Annotated in this window: 13 protein-coding genes; 6 read left to right on the top strand and 7 right to left on the bottom strand. The window is 66.1% G+C overall.

Annotated elements, in window-relative coordinates; genetic code table 11:
- The 5 genes from AC3ITM_RS01155 to AC3ITM_RS01135 all read right to left on the bottom strand — a co-directional run bounded on the left by AC3ITM_RS01155 (position 1) and on the right by AC3ITM_RS01135 (position 7,456).
- Positions 1-1,623: a site-specific DNA-methyltransferase gene (locus AC3ITM_RS01155; protein ID WP_489267763.1), complete on the bottom strand. Its 1,623-nt coding sequence runs from the start codon at positions 1,621-1,623 to the stop codon at positions 1-3.
- On the bottom strand, positions 1,623-2,741 hold the full coding sequence (gene fic / locus AC3ITM_RS01150; protein WP_489267762.1) for a protein adenylyltransferase Fic: 1,119 nt from the start codon (positions 2,739-2,741) through the stop codon (positions 1,623-1,625). The genes AC3ITM_RS01155 and fic overlap by 1 nt, the downstream gene beginning before the upstream one ends.
- A 156-nt stretch (positions 2,742-2,897) precedes the next feature.
- Positions 2,898-3,914, bottom strand: a complete 1,017-nt coding sequence (locus tag AC3ITM_RS01145; RefSeq protein ID WP_489267760.1) for a 3-oxoacyl-ACP synthase III — start codon at positions 3,912-3,914, stop codon at positions 2,898-2,900.
- Between the two features lie 113 nt (positions 3,915-4,027).
- Complete coding sequence (locus AC3ITM_RS01140; protein WP_228884654.1) at positions 4,028-4,345, bottom strand: DUF4156 domain-containing protein; 318 nt, start codon at positions 4,343-4,345, stop codon at positions 4,028-4,030.
- Positions 4,346-4,591: 246 nt separating this feature from the next.
- Positions 4,592-7,456: a M16 family metallopeptidase gene (locus AC3ITM_RS01135; protein ID WP_489267758.1), complete on the bottom strand. Its 2,865-nt coding sequence runs from the start codon at positions 7,454-7,456 to the stop codon at positions 4,592-4,594.
- 390 nt (positions 7,457-7,846) lie between these two features.
- On the opposite strand from AC3ITM_RS01135, the gene AC3ITM_RS01130 reads away from it, so the two are divergent.
- Positions 7,847-8,311, top strand: coding sequence for an XAC0231 family protein (locus AC3ITM_RS01130; RefSeq protein WP_489267756.1), 465 nt, complete (start codon positions 7,847-7,849; stop codon positions 8,309-8,311).
- 43 nt (positions 8,312-8,354) lie between these two features.
- Entirely contained in the window at positions 8,355-8,831 is a 477-nt protein-coding gene (trmL, locus tag AC3ITM_RS01125; protein ID WP_489267754.1) for a tRNA (uridine(34)/cytosine(34)/5-carboxymethylaminomethyluridine(34)-2'-O)-methyltransferase TrmL, read from the top strand.
- A 74-nt stretch (positions 8,832-8,905) separates the two neighbouring features.
- Here trmL and AC3ITM_RS01120 read toward each other — a convergent pair whose 3' ends face one another.
- Positions 8,906-10,069 carry an acyl-CoA dehydrogenase family protein gene (locus AC3ITM_RS01120; RefSeq protein WP_228884658.1) on the bottom strand — a complete coding sequence of 388 codons (1,164 nt, stop codon included), beginning with the start codon at positions 10,067-10,069 and terminating at the stop codon, positions 8,906-8,908.
- 122 nt (positions 10,070-10,191) lie between these two features.
- Between AC3ITM_RS01120 and AC3ITM_RS01115 the strand changes: the two genes are divergently transcribed.
- The 3 genes from AC3ITM_RS01115 (at position 10,192) to AC3ITM_RS01105 (ending at position 13,087) form a co-directional block, all read left to right on the top strand.
- Entirely contained in the window at positions 10,192-10,692 is a 501-nt protein-coding gene (locus AC3ITM_RS01115) for a GNAT family N-acetyltransferase (RefSeq protein WP_489267752.1), read from the top strand.
- A 198-nt stretch (positions 10,693-10,890) separates the two neighbouring features.
- Positions 10,891-12,567: an electron transfer flavoprotein-ubiquinone oxidoreductase gene (locus AC3ITM_RS01110; RefSeq protein WP_489267750.1), complete on the top strand. Its 1,677-nt coding sequence runs from the start codon at positions 10,891-10,893 to the stop codon at positions 12,565-12,567.
- Positions 12,568-12,667: 100 nt separating this feature from the next.
- Positions 12,668-13,087 (top strand): c-type cytochrome, encoded by a 420-nt coding sequence (locus AC3ITM_RS01105; RefSeq protein ID WP_489267748.1) that lies wholly within the window; start codon positions 12,668-12,670, stop codon positions 13,085-13,087.
- Here AC3ITM_RS01105 and AC3ITM_RS01100 read toward each other — a convergent pair.
- Positions 13,073-16,675 (bottom strand): ATP-binding protein, encoded by a 3,603-nt coding sequence (locus tag AC3ITM_RS01100; protein ID WP_489267746.1) that lies wholly within the window; start codon positions 16,673-16,675, stop codon positions 13,073-13,075. The two genes, AC3ITM_RS01105 and AC3ITM_RS01100, sit on opposite strands and share 15 nt — an antisense overlap.
- Before the next feature lie 82 nt (positions 16,676-16,757).
- Between AC3ITM_RS01100 and AC3ITM_RS01095 the strand changes: the two genes are divergently transcribed.
- Positions 16,758-17,393, top strand: a complete 636-nt coding sequence (locus AC3ITM_RS01095) for a response regulator (protein ID WP_489267745.1) — start codon at positions 16,758-16,760, stop codon at positions 17,391-17,393.
- Positions 17,394-17,525 lie beyond the last annotated feature (132 nt).

Below are 17,525 nucleotides of genomic sequence, written 5' to 3'. Positions count from 1 at the left end.
TCAGCGTCCGAAACGTTCACGCAAGTGTTGGGGAATGGCTCGCCAATCATGTGGCGACCCAGTGATACGGTAACGCTCCGGCGACCAGGTATAAACCGTCGCCCCTTGATTGCCTTGTGCTGCCAGCCACCCCTCCATCCGAGTGCGGCTCGCAGGGTAAGCATCTGAGAGATAGGCGAAAGCACTACCTGTATCTGGGTCATGATCCACAGCGAAGCCTCCGCCCTGCCAGAGCGTCAGCGGGCGGCTGTGCAGCAGCTGCAGAGCGTTCCAAATTTCTGCGTGATCTAGCTTCTGAGTCATACGGTGCGAAGGAATACGGCGTGCTCGCAGGTAGGCGAAGCCGGAACCGAAGCCATCGACTTGCTCCCCTCTGGCATTGGTGTAACCAGCCTGAACTCGACGTACGCGCTCGGCGCAGATATCCCGGCACAAGTTTTTGTTCAACTGTTCATTAGTCGCTTCAGTACTGCTAACGAGTATGAATCGACGATGGCCGCCATCTTCGGCATTCATCTTCGCAACCGCATGAGCTGTAGTACCTGAACCTGCAAAGAAATCGAGTACACACCCCCCATCCCTTAGTGCAATCGCCAACACCCTCTCAAGTAGCCGCACTGGTTTTGGGGTCTCGAACGCTGTCTGCGTTCCAAATATTGCCTGAATTTCCTTACGCGCCTCATCGGTATGCCCGACCTCTTCATGGGGCCACCATGTCCAAGGAACCAAACCTTCTACTTCAGAGAGGTACCGAATCAGACTTGGCTGTGACGCTCCATCTTTTCCAAAGTAAATGCGCCCCGCCTCGCGCAGCTTGTTGAACTCCGACTCGACCGTCGACCAACACCTCCCCTCAGGAGGTGTATGAACACTTCCATTTGGCGAGGTTATTTCGTACATCTGATTCGGTCGATATCCCTGCGCAGTCATAGGTATCGCGCGCCAACGGCCTTTCGGGTCGTTGTTTGTATTTTTGTATACCTTTGCCTGATCTTTAGTTAACGGAATACGACCACGACTTTGCTTGAATTCCTCTTTATCCGCTGCGTAGACCAGAAGGTACTCATGCGCATCTCCAATTGCACCTCTATTTTCTCGCGAATATCTCTTCTGCCAGACCACGCTCGCGACGAATTTCGTCGCACCAAACACCTTATCCATCAACATCCCGAGGCGGAACACCTCGTTGTCATCAATGCTGACAAAGATCACGCCATCATCGGCTAGGAGTTCCTTCGCAAGCAACAATCGCTGATACATAAACTCGAGCCACAACGAATGCCGGAAGCGATGCGACTTATCCACAAAGCGGTCGTTGTAGACGAAGTCCCGGTTGCCAGTATTGTATGGCGGGTCGATATAGATGCATCGAATGGCACCTTTGTGGCTGATGCGAAGCGCGCGCAGAGCGTCGAAGTTGTCACCTTCGATAATTAAATTTTCCCACGGCGCGTCACCATGGCTCAGATCTGGATCCAAGGTCAGCGCGACAAAGTCACTGTTCAGTGCCTTGTCTGCCTCAATTTCATCCCGCTCCCAGACCAATCCCAGCTGGCGCTCCGCGTCCCGTCGCTTCAACAGGCGAAGCAGGGTATCTCGATCCAAGTCGTCGTAATTTGCCATCACTGCGCCTTCTTTTGCAGCATTACATAGTGCTGTGGCGAATGGTTGTTGTCGGATAACAACCGAAGATAGGCTGGATGCAGGAATAATATTTCCTTTCCAACCCGTTGCTCCTGAAGCACGCCGATGTCCACCAGTTCACGCAAGTAACGCGCAGCAGTCTCGCGCTTCGCAATACCGGCGTCGACCACATTCTGGATGCGGCAATAAGGTTGACTGAAAAGCACGTCGACCAGCTCGCGGCTGTAGATCTTGGGCCGCTGCGCACGAACCCACTCACAGGCTTGTTCATGCAGGCGGCGGATTGCATCGATCTTGGCGCCTGTCCAGCGCGCGGTATCGGCAATGGCATCGAGCATATAGGCAACCCACTCGACCCAAGCACCGTCACGCGTCACCTCAAGCAGCAAACGATAGTATTCGGCCTTGCGCTCAATGATGTAGCGCGAGAGGTACAGAACCGGTTGATCTAGCAGGTCCTGCTCGACCAGCATGAGTAGATTGAGGACGCGCCCGGTGCGGCCGTTGCCATCAGTGAACGGATGAATCGCTTCGAACTGATAGTGAGCCACCGCCATGCGGATCAGAGGATCGATGTCACGTTCGTCGTGAATGAAACGCTCCCAATTGGCCAATTTGTCGCGCAGCAATCCTTCGCCTACCGGCGGCGTATAGATCACCTCACCGGTGTGCTGATTGGCGAGGGCAGTCCCCGGGACGCGACGCACCTGCATCTGCACGTTCTTGATACGGCTGCAGACCCGCTCAGCGGTAGTGGTCGAAAGCGGCCTGTCGCGCAGGGACTGGAAACCTTCCTGCAGCGCACTGCGATAACGCAGTGCTTCACGCGTGGCCGGATTGGCCGCATCCTGCTGATCGGCGAAACGGAACAGCTCGTCGGCGGTGGTGACGATGTTCTCGATCTCGGAACTGGCCTGAGCTTCCAGCAGCGGTATTGTATTGATCAGCACGGCCGGATTGGGCAGGTGCTCGGTGGCCCGGCGCAGCGATGCTAGCGCCTTGTGGGCCTCGATGCAGGCCTTGAGCAGATCCCTGGTTTCCAGCTCGGCGGCCGGTGGCAACAGGGGTAGGTCGTTGTAAGGGCACTGGAAATCCATGCAGACCGCTCATGTCGATGGAATCGACATGATGCCGGTTACATGTCGAAAAATATACAAAATTCGCACATGAATGGCGGCCGAGTGCGGTTTTTCGAACCCAGCATCGAAGTAAACCTGGTCGACCTCATGCCGCTGAGGTCGACCCAGACGCAATTACCAGACCACTTCGGCCATCGAGCAGTTCAGGCCCGAGCCGATGCCGAGCAGCGCGATGCGGTCGCCCTTCTTCAGCCGGCCCAGTTCCTTGAGCTTGCTCAGTACGATCGGCACCGAGGCCGGGCCGATGTTGCCGTGCTCGCCGAAGATGGTCATGACCTTCTTCGGGTCGATGCCGAAGTTCTTGATGAACGCCGCGGTATGCGGCTGGCTGACCTGGTGGATGACGAACTGGTCCAGCTCGTCCACCGCCCAGCCCAGGGCTTCGCGCGCGGCCAGGAAGGTCTTCTGCGCCAGCTTGATGCCTTCGATCAGCAGCATGCGGGTGTCGGTGACCATGCGGTCCAGGTTGCCGCGGCACAGCTGGTTCCATTCGGTGGCCGAACGGGTCACGCCACCGCGGTAACGCGGCGCGTCGGGCACCAGCTCGGTACGCGCCATTACCATCGCCGCGGCACCGCAGCCCAGGGTGAGCGCAGCCATCTCGTTGCGGAAGTCGTCGGCGGTCACGCCCGGCAGGGCCATGCGCTCGAGGGTCTTCTCGTAGACCAGGTTGGCGGTTTCGCCATCGACGATCAGCGCGTAGTCGATTTCGCCGCGCTCGAGCATGCGCGCGGCGATGTCCATGCCGTTGATGAAGGCCAGGCAGGCATTGGCGACGTCGAAGGTCATGCACTGGTCGGTCACGCCCAGGTTGCCCGAGACGATGCTGGCGGTGGACGGCTCCAGGTAGTCGCGGCTGACCGAGGTGTTGACCAGCAGGCCGATCTTGTCGGCGCCGATGCCGGCGTCTTCCAGTGCCTTGCGGGCGGCCAGGGTGGCCGCGTCGGAGGCGAGCATGTCCGCATCCCACAGGCGGCGGGCATGGATGCCGGCGATGTCGCCGAGCACGTCGGTACGGATGCCCAGACGATCCAGCGTCGGCTGCAGACGTTCGTTGATTTCCTTGGACGTCAGCGTGTGCGGCGCGTCGATGTGCGCCAGGCCGGCGATAGAGACATTCTTGAAGAGCATCAGTTAGCGCCAAGGCTCAGGCAAAGGGGGCGCTATTGTAAGCCGGCGCCGCCTTCACCGCACCTTTACGAATTCACACCGGGGCGTATGGTGCCGCCTGGTCCGTGAAGGGTTCAGCGTGGCGGGCACTGGAAGGCCAGGAACCGCTGGCTGCCGTCGGCCGGCAGGCCGGCGGCCTGGACCGCATTGGCCCCGGCACTGGGGGCCTCGTTGCGTGCCAGGGTTTCCAGTTCTTCCTGCACGCGCAAGGGGTTGCGGTTGTAGAAGGCCACCTTGCTCTTGACCGTCACCACCACCTCGCCCTTGGCCTGGCAGCCACTGGGCACCTGCCCTGCCGGCAGCACGCGCACGGTCTTGCCCACCGGTTCGATCGGCACCCAGGTGCAGGCGGTGGCACTGAGGGTGAGCAGGGAGAGCAGGAGAATGCGCATGCGGGAGACCTGGCGGGACGACAGAGGGAAGTGTGCCGGAAACGGCTGAATCGGGGGTGATGGGGGCGCCGGGCGGTGGCCCGGGGCCCCATCGGGTGGCATTGTTGAGGGTGCCGGCCAGCGGCCGGCCGAACGAGCATGTGTCTGGAGGAGAGCCCCCCCTGAGTCAGGGGGGCGCGCCGAAGGCGCGGGGGTGTGGATGCTGGTGAGTTGGGGCCCACGATCCGCATGCGGATCGTGGGAGCGTCAGCGCGATTGCGCTGCCGCGTCCCCCAGCACCTTCCCGTCGGCATCGATCACCTGCACCTCGCCAAGATTCAGCGCGCGCACTTCCTTTTCGGTCTGCTTCAGGTCGCCCACCACCACCCAGGTCAGGGTGTCGGGGTCCAGGGCGGCGGCGGCCTGCTGCACCTGGGCCGGGGTCATCGCCTCGATCTCGGCCTTGCGCTTGAACACATAGTCGTCCGGGCGCTGGTAGCGCACGATGCCGCTGATGGTGCCCAGCACCGCGCTGGCGGTTTCATACGCACCGGGCAGGCTCAGGTTCTGGATGTTGCGGATGCGGCTGACCTCGGCGGCGGTGGCCGGTTTGGCGCCGCTGGCGAACTCGGCGATCTCCTTGCGCATTTCCTGGATCGACTCTGCGGTCTTGTCGATCTGCACCGGCGCGCGCGCCATCCACGGGCGCTGTCCCAGGGTGTTGCTGGCGCTGCTGCCGGCACCGTAGGACCAGTGCTTCTGCTCGCGCAGGTTCATGTTCAGGCGCGAGGTGAAGTCGCCGCCGAGCACGCCGTTGGCGATGTCCAGGCGGGTGCTGCCCGGATCGGTCGAGGAGGGCACCACCTGGCCGGCGAACAGGTTGGCCTGCACCGCGCCGGGCTGGTCGATCAGGTAAACGCGCGCCCTGGCCGGGCGTGCCACCTCCACCGGAGGCTTGGCCTGCGGGGCGGTGCCAGAGCTCTTCCAGTCGCCGAACTGGCGCTCCAGCAGCGGCACGATGTCCTTCAGCGTGGTGTCGCCGACCACGATCAGCGTGCCCTGCTCCGGGCGCAGCCAGTCGTTGTGGAAGTCGACCAGGTCGGCGCGGGTCAGCGAGGTGATGTCCGCCTCATTGCCGCTGCCGGTGAACGGAATCGCATACGGGTGGCCGGCGCCGTACAGCAACGGCGGCAACACGCGCATCGCCACCGCGCTGGGGTTGACCTTCTCCTGGTGGATGCCGGCGATCCAGGTCGCCTTGACCCGGTCGATCTCGCTCTGGTCGAAGCGCGGCTGGCGCAGCATGTCGGCATACAGGGCCAGCGACGGGGCCAGGTTCTCCTTCAGCGCCGACAGGTAGACGCTGGCGCTGTCCAGCGAGGCCGAGGCGCCCAGGCTGGCGCCCAGCGCATCGGCGGCGTCGGCGAAGGGCAGCGCGCCGAGCTTGCCGGCGCCTTCGCCCATCAGTTCCATGGTGAAGTTGGCGGTGCCCTGCTTGCGGCCCTGGTCGGCGGTGAAGCCGCCGGGGAATTCATAGCTGAACTGCACCACCGGGATGTCGTGGCGCTCGGCCAGGATCACCCGGGTGCCGTTCTTCAGCGTGGCGCGGTGCAGCTGCGGGAACTTCAGGTCCGGGAAGGTCCTGGTCTGCGGCACGCCGCTGCTGCGGTCGACCTGCGTGGGCAGGGTGCTGAATTTGGCATCCACCGCCGGCACGGTGAACGGCTTGGGCGTTGCCGACGGCAACTCGGCCAGCGCCACCCGCGCGCCCGGCTCGACCACGATGGTGTGGTCGCCGGCGCCCAGCCAGGTACCGCCCACCTTGCGCACGTCGGCGGCGGTGGCTGCATCGATGACGGCCAGCGAACGGCGGAAGCAGCCCGGGTCGCCTTCGTAGACGGCGCACTCGGCCAGCGCATCGGCCTTGCCGCCGAAACCGCCGATGCGTTCGATGCCGCGGATGAAGCCGGCGCGGAACGCGGTCTTGCCACGGCTGAGTTCGTCGGCGGTGGGGCCGTCCTTGATCAGGCGCTGGATCTCTTCATCGATGATCGCCTCGACCCTGGCCGGGTCCACGCCCTGCTTGACCGTGGCCATCACCACGAAATTGGAGCCCAGCTGCGAGCTGTAGGCGCCGGCGCTGATGTTGTCCACCAGCTGGTCCTTGTGCAGCAGGCGCTGGTCCAGGCGCGAGGACTTGGCCCCGCCCAGCACCTGGGCGAACAGCTGCAGCTGGTCGATGTCGGTGGTGCCGACCTGGGCCACGTTCCAGGCGCGGTAGATGCGTGCCTGCGGCACCTTGTCGGTCATCACCTCACGCGTGCTCTTCTCGCGCTTGGCCACGTCGACCTTGGGCTGGGCCATGCTCGGGCCGGCCGGGATGTCGCCGAAGTAGCGGGCGACCTTGTCCTTGGCGGTGGCCAGGTCGATATCCCCGGCCAGCACCAGCACCGCGTTGTTGGGGCCATACCAGGTGCGGAACCAGGTCTTGACGTCATCCAGCGAGGCGGCGTTGAGATCGTTCATCGAGCCGATCACGCTGTGGTGGTACGGGTGCCCTTCGGGGTACATGGCGCGGGTGAGCTTTTCCCAGACCTGGCCATAGGGCTGGTTCTCGCCCTGGCGCTTTTCGTTCTGGACCACGCCGCGCTGTTCGTCGAGCGCGGCCTGGTCGATCGCGCCGAGCAGGTGGCCCATGCGGTCGGACTCCATCCACAGCGCCATGTCCAGCGCGGTGGTGGGCACGTTCTCGAAGTAGTTGGTGCGGTCGGTGTTGGTGGTGCCGTTCTGGCCGGTCACGCCAACCTGCTTGAACGGTTCGAAATATTCGCCGCTGTGGTTTTCGCTGCCCTGGAACATCAGGTGCTCGAACAGGTGCGCAAAGCCGGTGCGGCCGGCCGGTTCGTCCTTGCTGCCGACGTGGTACCAGACGTTGACCGCCACGATCGGCGCCTTGCGGTCGGTGTGCACCACCACGCGCAGGCCATTGGGCAGGGTGAACTGCTCGAACGGAATGTCGACCTTGGCTGCCGCAGCCGGCCTGGCCTGCACCGGGGCCGGCGCGAAGCCGCCCAGGGCGGCGGAGAGCGCTACAGCCAGCAGCGCGGCACGCGGACGAAACTGGACGGTCATCCCGATTCCTTGGTCATGAAAGTGAAGGCCGATGCTAGCGCGGGACTCCCTGTAATGGCATCGGCCAACAGTCATTGCCCTGGTAGGGGAAATCCGGGGCAACGCCCGGCCCGGCAGGCCGTATGCGCGGCGGTGACCGCGGACAGGCCGCTGCCGAAGCGGACAGGTGTCCGGACAGCGGACACCCGGGAAAGATAAAAATTCCTTGTGAATCAACAAGTAAAAGTTGGCACGAAGCCTGCTTCCTACTGGGCGTGGCAAGCGGCGATCAAACTTAAACTGACTGGTCGCTGAACAAAAACAAGAAAAACGAAATTGTTCTTGCAAGCCCCGAATCGGTGTACTACCTTACTACCACACCACTGCTCACCAACACTAAACAGGCCCGCCATGAACACCAAGACCATCGCTATCGCCATCGCCCTCGCCGCCGGCACCGCGTTTGCTTCCAACGTCCATGCCGCCGCCATCACCACCCTGGACAGCGTGCAGGTGCGCCCCTCGGCCGACCAGATCGCCCAGGCCGCCATCGAGCGCAGCAGCGCCATCCCGACCCTGGCCGTGGTGGAAGTGCGCCCGACCGCCGGCCTGATCGCCGACTACCGCGCCGAACTGGCCGGCAGCCGCCGCGTCACCACCCTGGCCGCGGTCGAAGTCCGCCCGACCGCCGACCAGCGCCAGGCGCTGGCTGCCGAACAGGCCAATGACCGTGGCTACGTGGCGACCCTGACCGCCGCCGCCACCGCGGTTGCCCATGAGGTGATCATCAACCTGCCGACCCTGCAGGTGCGCCCGTCGCCGGCCGACCTGCAGGCACTGGCGCTGGAAACCGCTGCCTCGGTGCTGGCCCGCTGACCGCTGGCTGCGCACCTTCGCAGCCACCGCGTACACTGCGGCGATGACCGCGCCCACGTTCCACGTCATCCTGTTCCAACCCGAGATTCCGCCGAACACCGGCAATGTGATCCGCCTCTGCGCCAACACCGGCGCGCGGCTGCACCTGATCGAGCCGCTGGGTTTCGACCTGAGCGACAAGCAGCTCAAGCGCGCCGGCCTGGACTATCACGAATACGCACGAATGCAGGTACATCCGGACCTGGATACCGCCCTGCAGGCCATCGCACCCAAACGCCTGTTCGCGCTGAGTACCCGCGGCAGCGTGCGCTATGACACCCCGCAGTTCGACGATGGCGATGCCTTCCTGTTCGGCCCGGAAACCCGCGGCCTGCCGCAGGACCTGCTCGATGCGCTGCCCGATGGCCGCCGCCTGCGCCTGCCGATGCAACCGGACAACCGCAGCCTCAATCTCTCCAACACGGTAGCCGTGGTGATGTACGAGGCATGGCGCCAGCGCGGATTCGCCGGCGGGGTGTGACATTGCGTCATCGCGTGCCGACCAACGGTCGGCACCTACCGGCCGCGTAGCACCTGACCGTTGGTCAGGTGACCTTAAAACGCGTTTATCCCCGTCAGCTCGCGCCCGATCACCAGCTGGTGCACGGTCTCGGTGCCTTCATAGGTGATCACCGATTCCAGGTTCAGCGCATGCCGGATCGCCATGTGCTCGGTGGTGATGCCGGCGCCACCCAGCAGGTCGCGGCATTCGCGCGCGATGTCGATGGCCATCCGGCAATTGTTCCACTTGGCCAGGCTGACCTGCTGCGGCTGCAGCTGCCCGGCATCCTTCAACCGCCCCAGCTGCAGTGCCAGCAGCTGCGCGGTGGTGATCCGCCGGGCCATGTCGGCCAGCTTGATCTGCGCACTCTGCGTGGCCGCCACCGGGCGGCCGAACAACACGCGCTGCTTGGTGTAGTTCAAGGCCTCGTCCAGGCAGGCCACCGCCGCGCCGATCGGCCCCCAGCTGATGCCGTAACGGGCCTGGTTGAGGCAGCCCAGCGGGCCCTTCAGGCCCTGTACGTTGGGCAGGCGGTTGCGCTCGGGCACGCGCACGTTGTCGAAGAACAGCGCACCGGTCAGCGACGCACGCAGGCTCATCTTGTGCTTGATCTCCTGGGTGGTGAAGCCGGCCATGCCCTTCTCCAGCACGAAGCCCTGGATGCCGTCCTCGGTATGCGCCCAGACGATGGCGATGTCGGCCACCGGACCGCTGGTGATCCACATCTTGCTGCCGTTGACCACCCAGTCGCCGCCGTCGCGCACCGCGCGCGTCTTCATCGCCGCCGGGTCCGAACCGCCGTGCGCCTCGGTCAGGCCGAAGCAGCCGATCACCGTGCCGGCGGCCATGTCCGGCAACCAGCGCAGCCGCTGTTCTTCGCTGCCATAGGCGAAGATCGGGTACATGCACAGCGAGCTCTGCACGGACACGAAGCTGCGCAGGCCCGAATCGCCGCGCTCCAGCTCCTGGCAGATCAGCCCGTAGCTGACCGCGTTGAGCCCGCCGCCGCCGTACTGCTCGGGCAGGCTGCAACCGAGCAGGCCCAAGGCGGCGATCTCGGGGATCAGTTCATCCGGGAAGCGCCCCTGGTCGAACGCGTCGCCGATGATCGGCAGCACGCGCTGGTCGGTGAAGCGTGCCACCGTGGCCTGCACGGCGCGCTCCTCCTCGCTGAGCAGGGAGCGGACATCAAACAGGTCGTAGGGATTCAGTGACATGGCTATCGGGGCATCGTGGCGGCGGAACACGCGCCCATTGTGGTGCCTGCCGCCCCGGCAGGCCAAGGCGGTCCGCAACACGACCTACAATGCCAGCCTTCATTGCGCCCAGGAGCGATGCCATGCAGATCCGCGCTGAACGCCCCGAGGACATCGCGGCCATCCACGCCCTTACCCGCGATGCCTTCGCCGGCGCCACACACAGCAGCGGCACCGAGCCGCACATCGTCGATGCGCTGCGCGCCGCCGGTGCCTTGGCGGTGTCGCTGGTGGCCGAGGAGGCCGGGGTACTGGTCGGCCACGTGGCGCTGTCGCCGGTGGCCTGCAGCGACGGCAGCGCGCACTGGTACGGGCTGGGGCCCATTTCGGTGGCGCCAGCCAGGCAGGGCCAGGGCATCGGCAGTGCCTTGATGCAGGCCGCGATCGAGGCACTGCAACAGCGCCAGGCCGCCGGCTGCGTGCTGCTCGGCGAACCAGGCTACTACGGCCGCTTCGGCTTCCGCGCCGACCCGCGCCTGCGCCTGCCCGGCGTTCCGGCCGCGTATTTCCAGGCGCGCGTGCTGCACGGGCCCTGCCCGGACGCCGAGGTGAGCTACCACCCCGCCTTCTACGTAGCGGCCTGAGCCGGCCCTGCAGCAGCGCGCGGCGCGGTTGACGCACTGCAACATAGGCTGCCGGCAACCGGGGCGACCTAGGCGGAAACGCCGCGTCCCGTTACCCTGATGCCCTGATCCAGCCGTTGCGCCGTGTGTTTCGCGCGCGATTCCCAGGCAACCGCCCCGGCCTTGGCCGGCGGCACTACCCAAGAGTTACGCACCCCCATGAGCGAACAAACCACCGCCCTGCCCCCGCGCGAAGCCATGGAATTTGACGTGGTGATCGTCGGCGCCGGCCCGGCCGGCCTGGCCACGGCGATCCGGCTGCGCCAGCGCGCCGTCCAAGCCGGCCGCGAGCTGTCGGTATGCGTGCTGGAGAAGGGCTCCGAGCCTGGCGCGCACATCCTGTCCGGCGCGATCATGGACACCCGCGCGCTGACCGAACTGTTCCCGGACTGGGCCGAACGCGGCGCCCCGCTCAGGCAGCAGGTCACCCGCGACGAGTTCCTGTTCCTCAGCCCGGACGGCGCGCGCAGCACGCCCAAGGCGCTGCTGCCGGAGTGCTTCCACAACGAAGGCAACTACATCATCAGCCTGGGCGAGGTGACCCGCTGGCTGGCCCAGCAGGCCGAAGCCCTGGAAGTGGCGATCTTCCCCGGCTTTGCCGCCGCCGAAGTGCTGTACGACGACAACGGCGCGGTGATGGGCGTGGCCACCGGCGACATGGGCATCCGCAAGGATGGCGCGTACGGCCCCAACTTCGAACGCGGCATGGAACTGCATGCCAAGTACACGATCTTCGCCGAAGGCTCGCGCGGCCACCTGGGCCGCCAGCTGATCGCGCGCTACCAGCTCGACGCCGGCAAGGACCCGCAGGCCTACGGCATCGGCATCAAGGAACTGTGGCAGATCGACCCGGCCAAGCATGAGCCGGGCCTGGTGGTGCATACCGCCGGCTGGCCGATGGACAGCGACACCTACGGCGGTTCGTTCCTGTACCACGCCGACGGTGGCAAGGTCGCCGTCGGCTTCGTGGTCGGCCTGGACTACCGCAACCCGTGGCTGAGCCCGTTCGAGGAGTTCCAGCGGTTCAAGACCCACCCGGCGATCCGCAAGCACCTGGAAGGCGGCAAGCGCATCGCCTACGGCGCGCGCGCGATCACCGCCGGCGGCCTGTTCTCTTTGCCCAAGACGGTGTTCCCCGGTGGCGCGCTGGTCGGCTGCGAGGCCGGCTATCTCAACGCCAGCCGGATCAAGGGCAGCCACGCGGCGATCAAGACCGGCATGCTCGCCGCCGATGCGGCGTTCGACGCGCTGGCCGCCGACCGCCAGCGCGACGAACTCAGCGCCTACCCGGCCGCGTTCGAGGCCAGCTGGCTGCACGACGAGCTCAAGCTGTCCAAGAACTTCAAGCAATGGTTCAAGAAGGGCCGCACCGTGGCCACGCTGATGACCGGCATCGAGCAATGGCTACTGCCCAAGCTGGGCGTGCGCAACCCGCCGTGGACCCTGCGCCACAGCAAGCCGGACCATGAGTGCCTGGAACCGGCCGCGCAGCACGCCAGGATCGACTACCCCAAGCCGGACAACGTGCTGACCTTCGACCGTCTCAGTTCGGTGTTCCTGAGCAGCACCAACCATGAAGAAGACCAGCCCAGCCACCTGACCCTGAAGGACGCCAGCGTGCCGGTGCGGGTCAACCTGGCCGAATATGCCGGCCCCGAAGCGCGTTACTGCCCGGCCGGCGTGTACGAATTCGTCGGTGCCGATGGCCACGAACAGCTGCAGATCAACGCGCAGAACTGCGTGCACTGCAAGACCTGCGACATCAAGGACCCCACCCAGAACATCGTCTGGGTGACCCCGCAGGGCGGCGGCGGCCCGAACTACCCGGCGATGTGATGCGATCGGCCTGCGGCCATCGGTCGCAGGCCGCCGCCAGGCCCGGCAGGGCCGGGCTGGCTATCATCGGCCGCTGTTGCCTGCCTTGCGGTTGCCTGCCATGCATCTCCCCCGCCTGTTCTGCCTGACCGTGGCCAGCCTGTGCCTGGCCGCCTGCGCGCGCACACCGCAGACACCCGAGCAGGCGCACCAGCAGGAACTGCAGCGCGCCTTTGCGATCTGCGCCGGGTGCCACACCGTCAATCCGGGCGGCGTGCATCGTTTCGGTCCCAACCTGCATGGCGTGATCGGGCGGCGTGCCGGCAGCCTGGCCGACTATCCCTATTCGCCGGCCATGCGCCAGGCCACCATCAGCTGGAACGAACAGACCCTGGATGCCTTCCTGCGCGCGCCGGCCAGCGTGGTGCCGGGCACGCGCATGGTCAATGCCACGGCCGACCCGCAGCGCCGACGGCAGGTGATCGAGTACCTGCAGCAGGCCCGCCAGGCCACCACGGACGCCGCATCAGGCCTGCAGTGAATCCAGGTAGGCGCGCAGCAGCCCTTCGAACGCCTCGATGTCGGCGCTGTACGCCGCCACCCCGTGCCGATCGACCTGCTGCATCAGCGCGCGCCCCTGCTCGGCCAGCTCGCCGGCCCCCAGCGTGCCCAGCCCGCCGACGATGCGATGCAGTACCTGCACGGCGGCCTCGCTGTCGCCCTGCTGGCGGGCGGCATGGCCACGCTGCAGGTCTTCTTCGGTGGCCGTGCGCATGCTGTCGATCAGCACCGTGGCCACGTGTTCGGAGCCGAAGCGGCGCACGATCGCCGCGCGCGTGGGCGCACTGCCGAGCGGGGCCGCCTCCGGGGGTGGAGCCTCCACCGCCGGAGGCTCGGTGCCCGGCTGCGGCAGCCAGCGCAGCATCGCCTGGCGCAGCGTGGCCAGTGCCACCGGCTTGGCCAGCAGATCGTCCATGCCGGCCTCGCGGCAGCGTTGCGCATCCTGCGGCAGCGCGCTGGCGGTCAAGGCGATCACCGGCAACCGCGGCGTACCGCGCTGGCCATTGCGTTCGCGTTCGCGGATATGCCGGGTGAGCGTGTAGCCGTCCATCACCGGCATCCGGCAGTCGGTGATCACCAGGTCGAAATGGCCGTGTTCGAGCAGGGCCAACGCGGCCTGGCCGTCCTCGGCCAGTTCGTGCGACAGGCCCAGTTGCTGCAGGCGCCAACGCATCAAGGCCTGGTTGGTGGGATGGTCTTCGACCACCAGCACCCGCCGCTGCAGCATCGACGCCGGCAAAGGCGGCACCTCGGCGGCCGGCCGCCGCGTGCCGTCGTCCTGTTCCTCGCCCGGCACCACCGGCAGCGGCAGCCGCACCACCACCTCGGTGCCCTGGCCGGGCACGCTGTGCATGTCCAGCTCGCCGCGCATCAGCCCGACCAGGCGCTGGCAGATGCTCAGGCCCAGGCCGGTGCCGCCGTACTGGCGGGTGATCGATGCATCGGCCTGGGCGAACGGCTTGAACAGGCGGTCGTACTGGTCGGCGGAGATGCCGATGCCGGTATCGGTCACGCTCAGGCGCAGCCGCTGCGCGCCTTCCTCGTTGTGCTCCACCGCCAGGGCAATGCCGACCGTGCCGTGGTCGGTGAACTTGATCGCATTGCTGAGCAGGTTGAACACGATCTGGCGCAGGCGCAGGCCGTCGGCCAGGTGCATCGGCGCCACCGCCTCGTCCACCTGCAGGCCCAGCGCCAACCCCTTGGCCGAGGCCTGCGGCGACAGCAGCTGCTGCACGTTGTCGAGCAGGCCGCGCAGCGATACCGGCTCAAGCTCCAGCGGCAGCGCACCGGCCTCGATCCGCGAATAGTCCAGGATGTCATCGAGGATATGCCGCAGCATCTGCGCCGAATCCTCGATCACCCCGATGATGCGCCGCTGCTCGAGGTCCAGCGTGGTGTGCGACAGCATCTCCACCATGCCCAGCACCCCGCTCATCGGGGTGCGGATTTCATGGCTCATGGTCGCCAGGAATTCGGACTTGGCCGCCGTGGCGCGCTCGGCGGCGGACTTGGCCGTGGCCAGGGCCTCGGCCTGCGCGCGCGCCTGGGTCACATCCACCCAATAGCCGCTCCACAGCACCGTGCCGTCTTCGGCCGCATACGGCAGCGCGCGCGAACGCACCCAGCGTTCTTCGCCGCGCGGGCAGGTGCGGAACTCCATGTCCAGCGCGCCCAGATCGCGCGCGGCCTGCTCCAGGGTCTGCTGCACGCGTTCGCGGTCGCGCGGATCGATCCTGTCCCTCAGCCGCGCTTCGTCGGCCATCGCCTCGGCCGCGCTCAGGCCGAACAGGGCATCCATGTCGCCGGTGATGTAAGGGAAGGAGAACACCCCTTCGCTGTCGCGCCGCGCCTGGTAGACGATCGCCGGCAGGTTGTTGGTCGCCTCCTGCAGGCGCTGCTCCAGCCGCCGCCGCATCGCCACCTCGCGGCGCAGCCGCCAGTGCCCCCAGCCATGCACCGCCAGGGCGGTCAGCAGCACCAGCGCCAGCGGCACCGCCCAGCGCGCCACCGCACGCCAGTCCATCGGGCTGCGGTACTCGGCCGACAACCAGTCGCCGCGGATCGCTTCGTGTTCGCGCGCGGTCAGGTTGATCAGCATGCGATCGAAGGTGGTGGCCAGTGGCGCGTACTCGCGCTTGACCGCCAGCGACAGACGGTCGTTGAAGCCGGCCGGGGCGGTGACCATCAGCTGCGCGGGGTACTGTTCGCGCACGATCCGGTCCACCAGCGCCAGATTGCCGATATAGGCATCGGCATCCCCGTTGGCCAGGCGCGCCAAGGCTTGCTCGGCGCCGCGCGCCGGCACGATGCGGGCGTTCGGTGCGTGCTGCAGGATGTAACCGCGCAGGCGTTCGGGATCGGACAACAGAATGCTGCGGTGGTCCAGGTCGGCCAGGTCCAGCACCAATGGACTGCCACGGCCCACCACGATGACGTTGGGCACGGTGATGAAGGGTTGGCTGAACACCCAGCCCGGGCCAAGGTAGGTCGAATCATTGGGGATGCCCAGCACCGCATCGACCTGCCCGCGGCGCACCTGCTCGCGCACCTCGAACCAGTCATGCGCCGGCGCCCGCTCCAGCTGGGCGCCGGCCATGCGCAGCTGGCGCAGGTAGTCGCCGGCCACGCCGCTGGGCTGGCCGTCCTTGTCGACGAACGACAGCGGCGCCGCGCCGGGCGCAAAGCCCAACCGCAGCGGCGTGGCCAGCACGCGCTTTTCGGCATTGCCCAGGATCAGCCGCGACTGCGTGGACCAGTGCAGCGGCCGCAACCAACGCTGCGCCACCGCATCGCGCTGCGCCGGGGTCAGCGCCACCAACGCGCTGTCCAGCGCCTCGGCCAGCGGCTGCTTGGCGTTGGGCACGCCGAAATGCAGGCGCTCGGGGGGCAGGTCGCTGGGCCGCAGCAGCGCCACCTGTTGCAGCGCATGCTGCTCGATCATGGCGTTGGCGACCTGGGCGTTGCCGATGTAAACATCGGCCTGACCGCGCGCCACCATCGTCAGCGCGGCCAGGGTATTGGCCGCGACCACCCGGCGCGCGCCGGGAAAGCGCGCGCGGACCTGGTCGCTGGTGACGAAATCCTGTTCGGTGACCACGCCCAACCCGTGCAGATCCGGGTCGGTGGAGGGACGGGTATCGTCGGGCCGGCCGACCAGTGCCAGCGGCGCATCCACGTAGGGGCGGGTATAGACCATGCAGCGGGTACGGTCGGCGGTCAGGGTGATGTTCATCACCACATCGACCTCGCCACGGCAGGCCGCATCGAGCACCTCGCTCCAGCTGCGGTACATGCGCACCTTGACCTGCACGCCGAGCTGTCGGGTCAACAGGCCCAGGTAGTCGTAGCCCAGCCCGCGTGGCTGGCGCTCCTGAATCGACTCGAACGGCGGCCAGCCGCTGTCATACAGACCCAGGATGATGGTAGGGTGCACGCTGAGCCAGTCGCTCTGCCGAGGTGAAAGCAATGGTTTGGTAGCGACCGGACCGGCAAGGCAGGCAGGCACGGCCAGGGCCAGGGCCATCGTCATGCCCCACAGAAACAGCCAGCGGACAATCAGGATACGCATGCTGTCTGATTCCCGAAAGTAGAATGTTATTCCCTCCTAAGTACAGCCCGAACGGCGGCTGCCTCATAGGCAATACTAGTCCATGGCCCTGCGAATTATCATTGCTGATGACCACCCCGTCGTCCGAATCGGCACAAGAACGGTAATCGAAACCAGCGGCGTCGGCGTAGTGGTGGCCGAAGCCAGTAGCGCCGATGAGCTGCTCACGGCATTGACCTCCCATCCCTGCGATGTGCTGGTGACCGACTATTCGATGCCCGGCAGTCAGCAGGCTGACGGTTTCGCCATGATCGGGATGATCCGGCGGCGCTACCCGAAACTGCCGGTGCTGATGCTGAGCGTGTCCAGCAACCTGGCGATCCTGCGCATGGTGGTCGCCGCCGGCGTGCTTGGTCTGGTCGACAAGGCCTCCTCGATGGAAGAGCTGCCGCTGGCGATCCAGACCGTGCAACGCGGCTTGCCCTATATCAGTCACACCTTGAAAGAACGCATCGACACGGTCGGCGCCAAGAACGTCGATAACGACACCAGGCCGCTGTCGCCGCGCGAAATCGAAGTACTGCGCCTGCTCGGCAGGGGCTTGACGGTAAAGGAGATCGCACTTCAGCTGAACAAGGGTGTAAGTACCATCAGCCGCCAGAAGGGTGATGCGATGCTCAAGCTGGGCCTGAAGGGCGATGCGGAACTGTTCGACTACCTGCGCGATGGCAAGATCTGAGGCCCCGGCGCCTGATCGCAGCCCCTACGACAGTGCCAACGGCTGTGCGGTGACGGATGAGTCCCATGTGCGACGACCGGCTGATCACCACGATTCCCGACGCCCCCTCCCCCTTAGGAGAGGGGGGGTAGA

This window comes from Stenotrophomonas sp. KH_029, assembly GCF_057839765.1.
The sequence above is the reverse complement of the archived record's forward strand: the minus strand, read 5'-3'. Positions and strand labels throughout refer to the sequence as shown.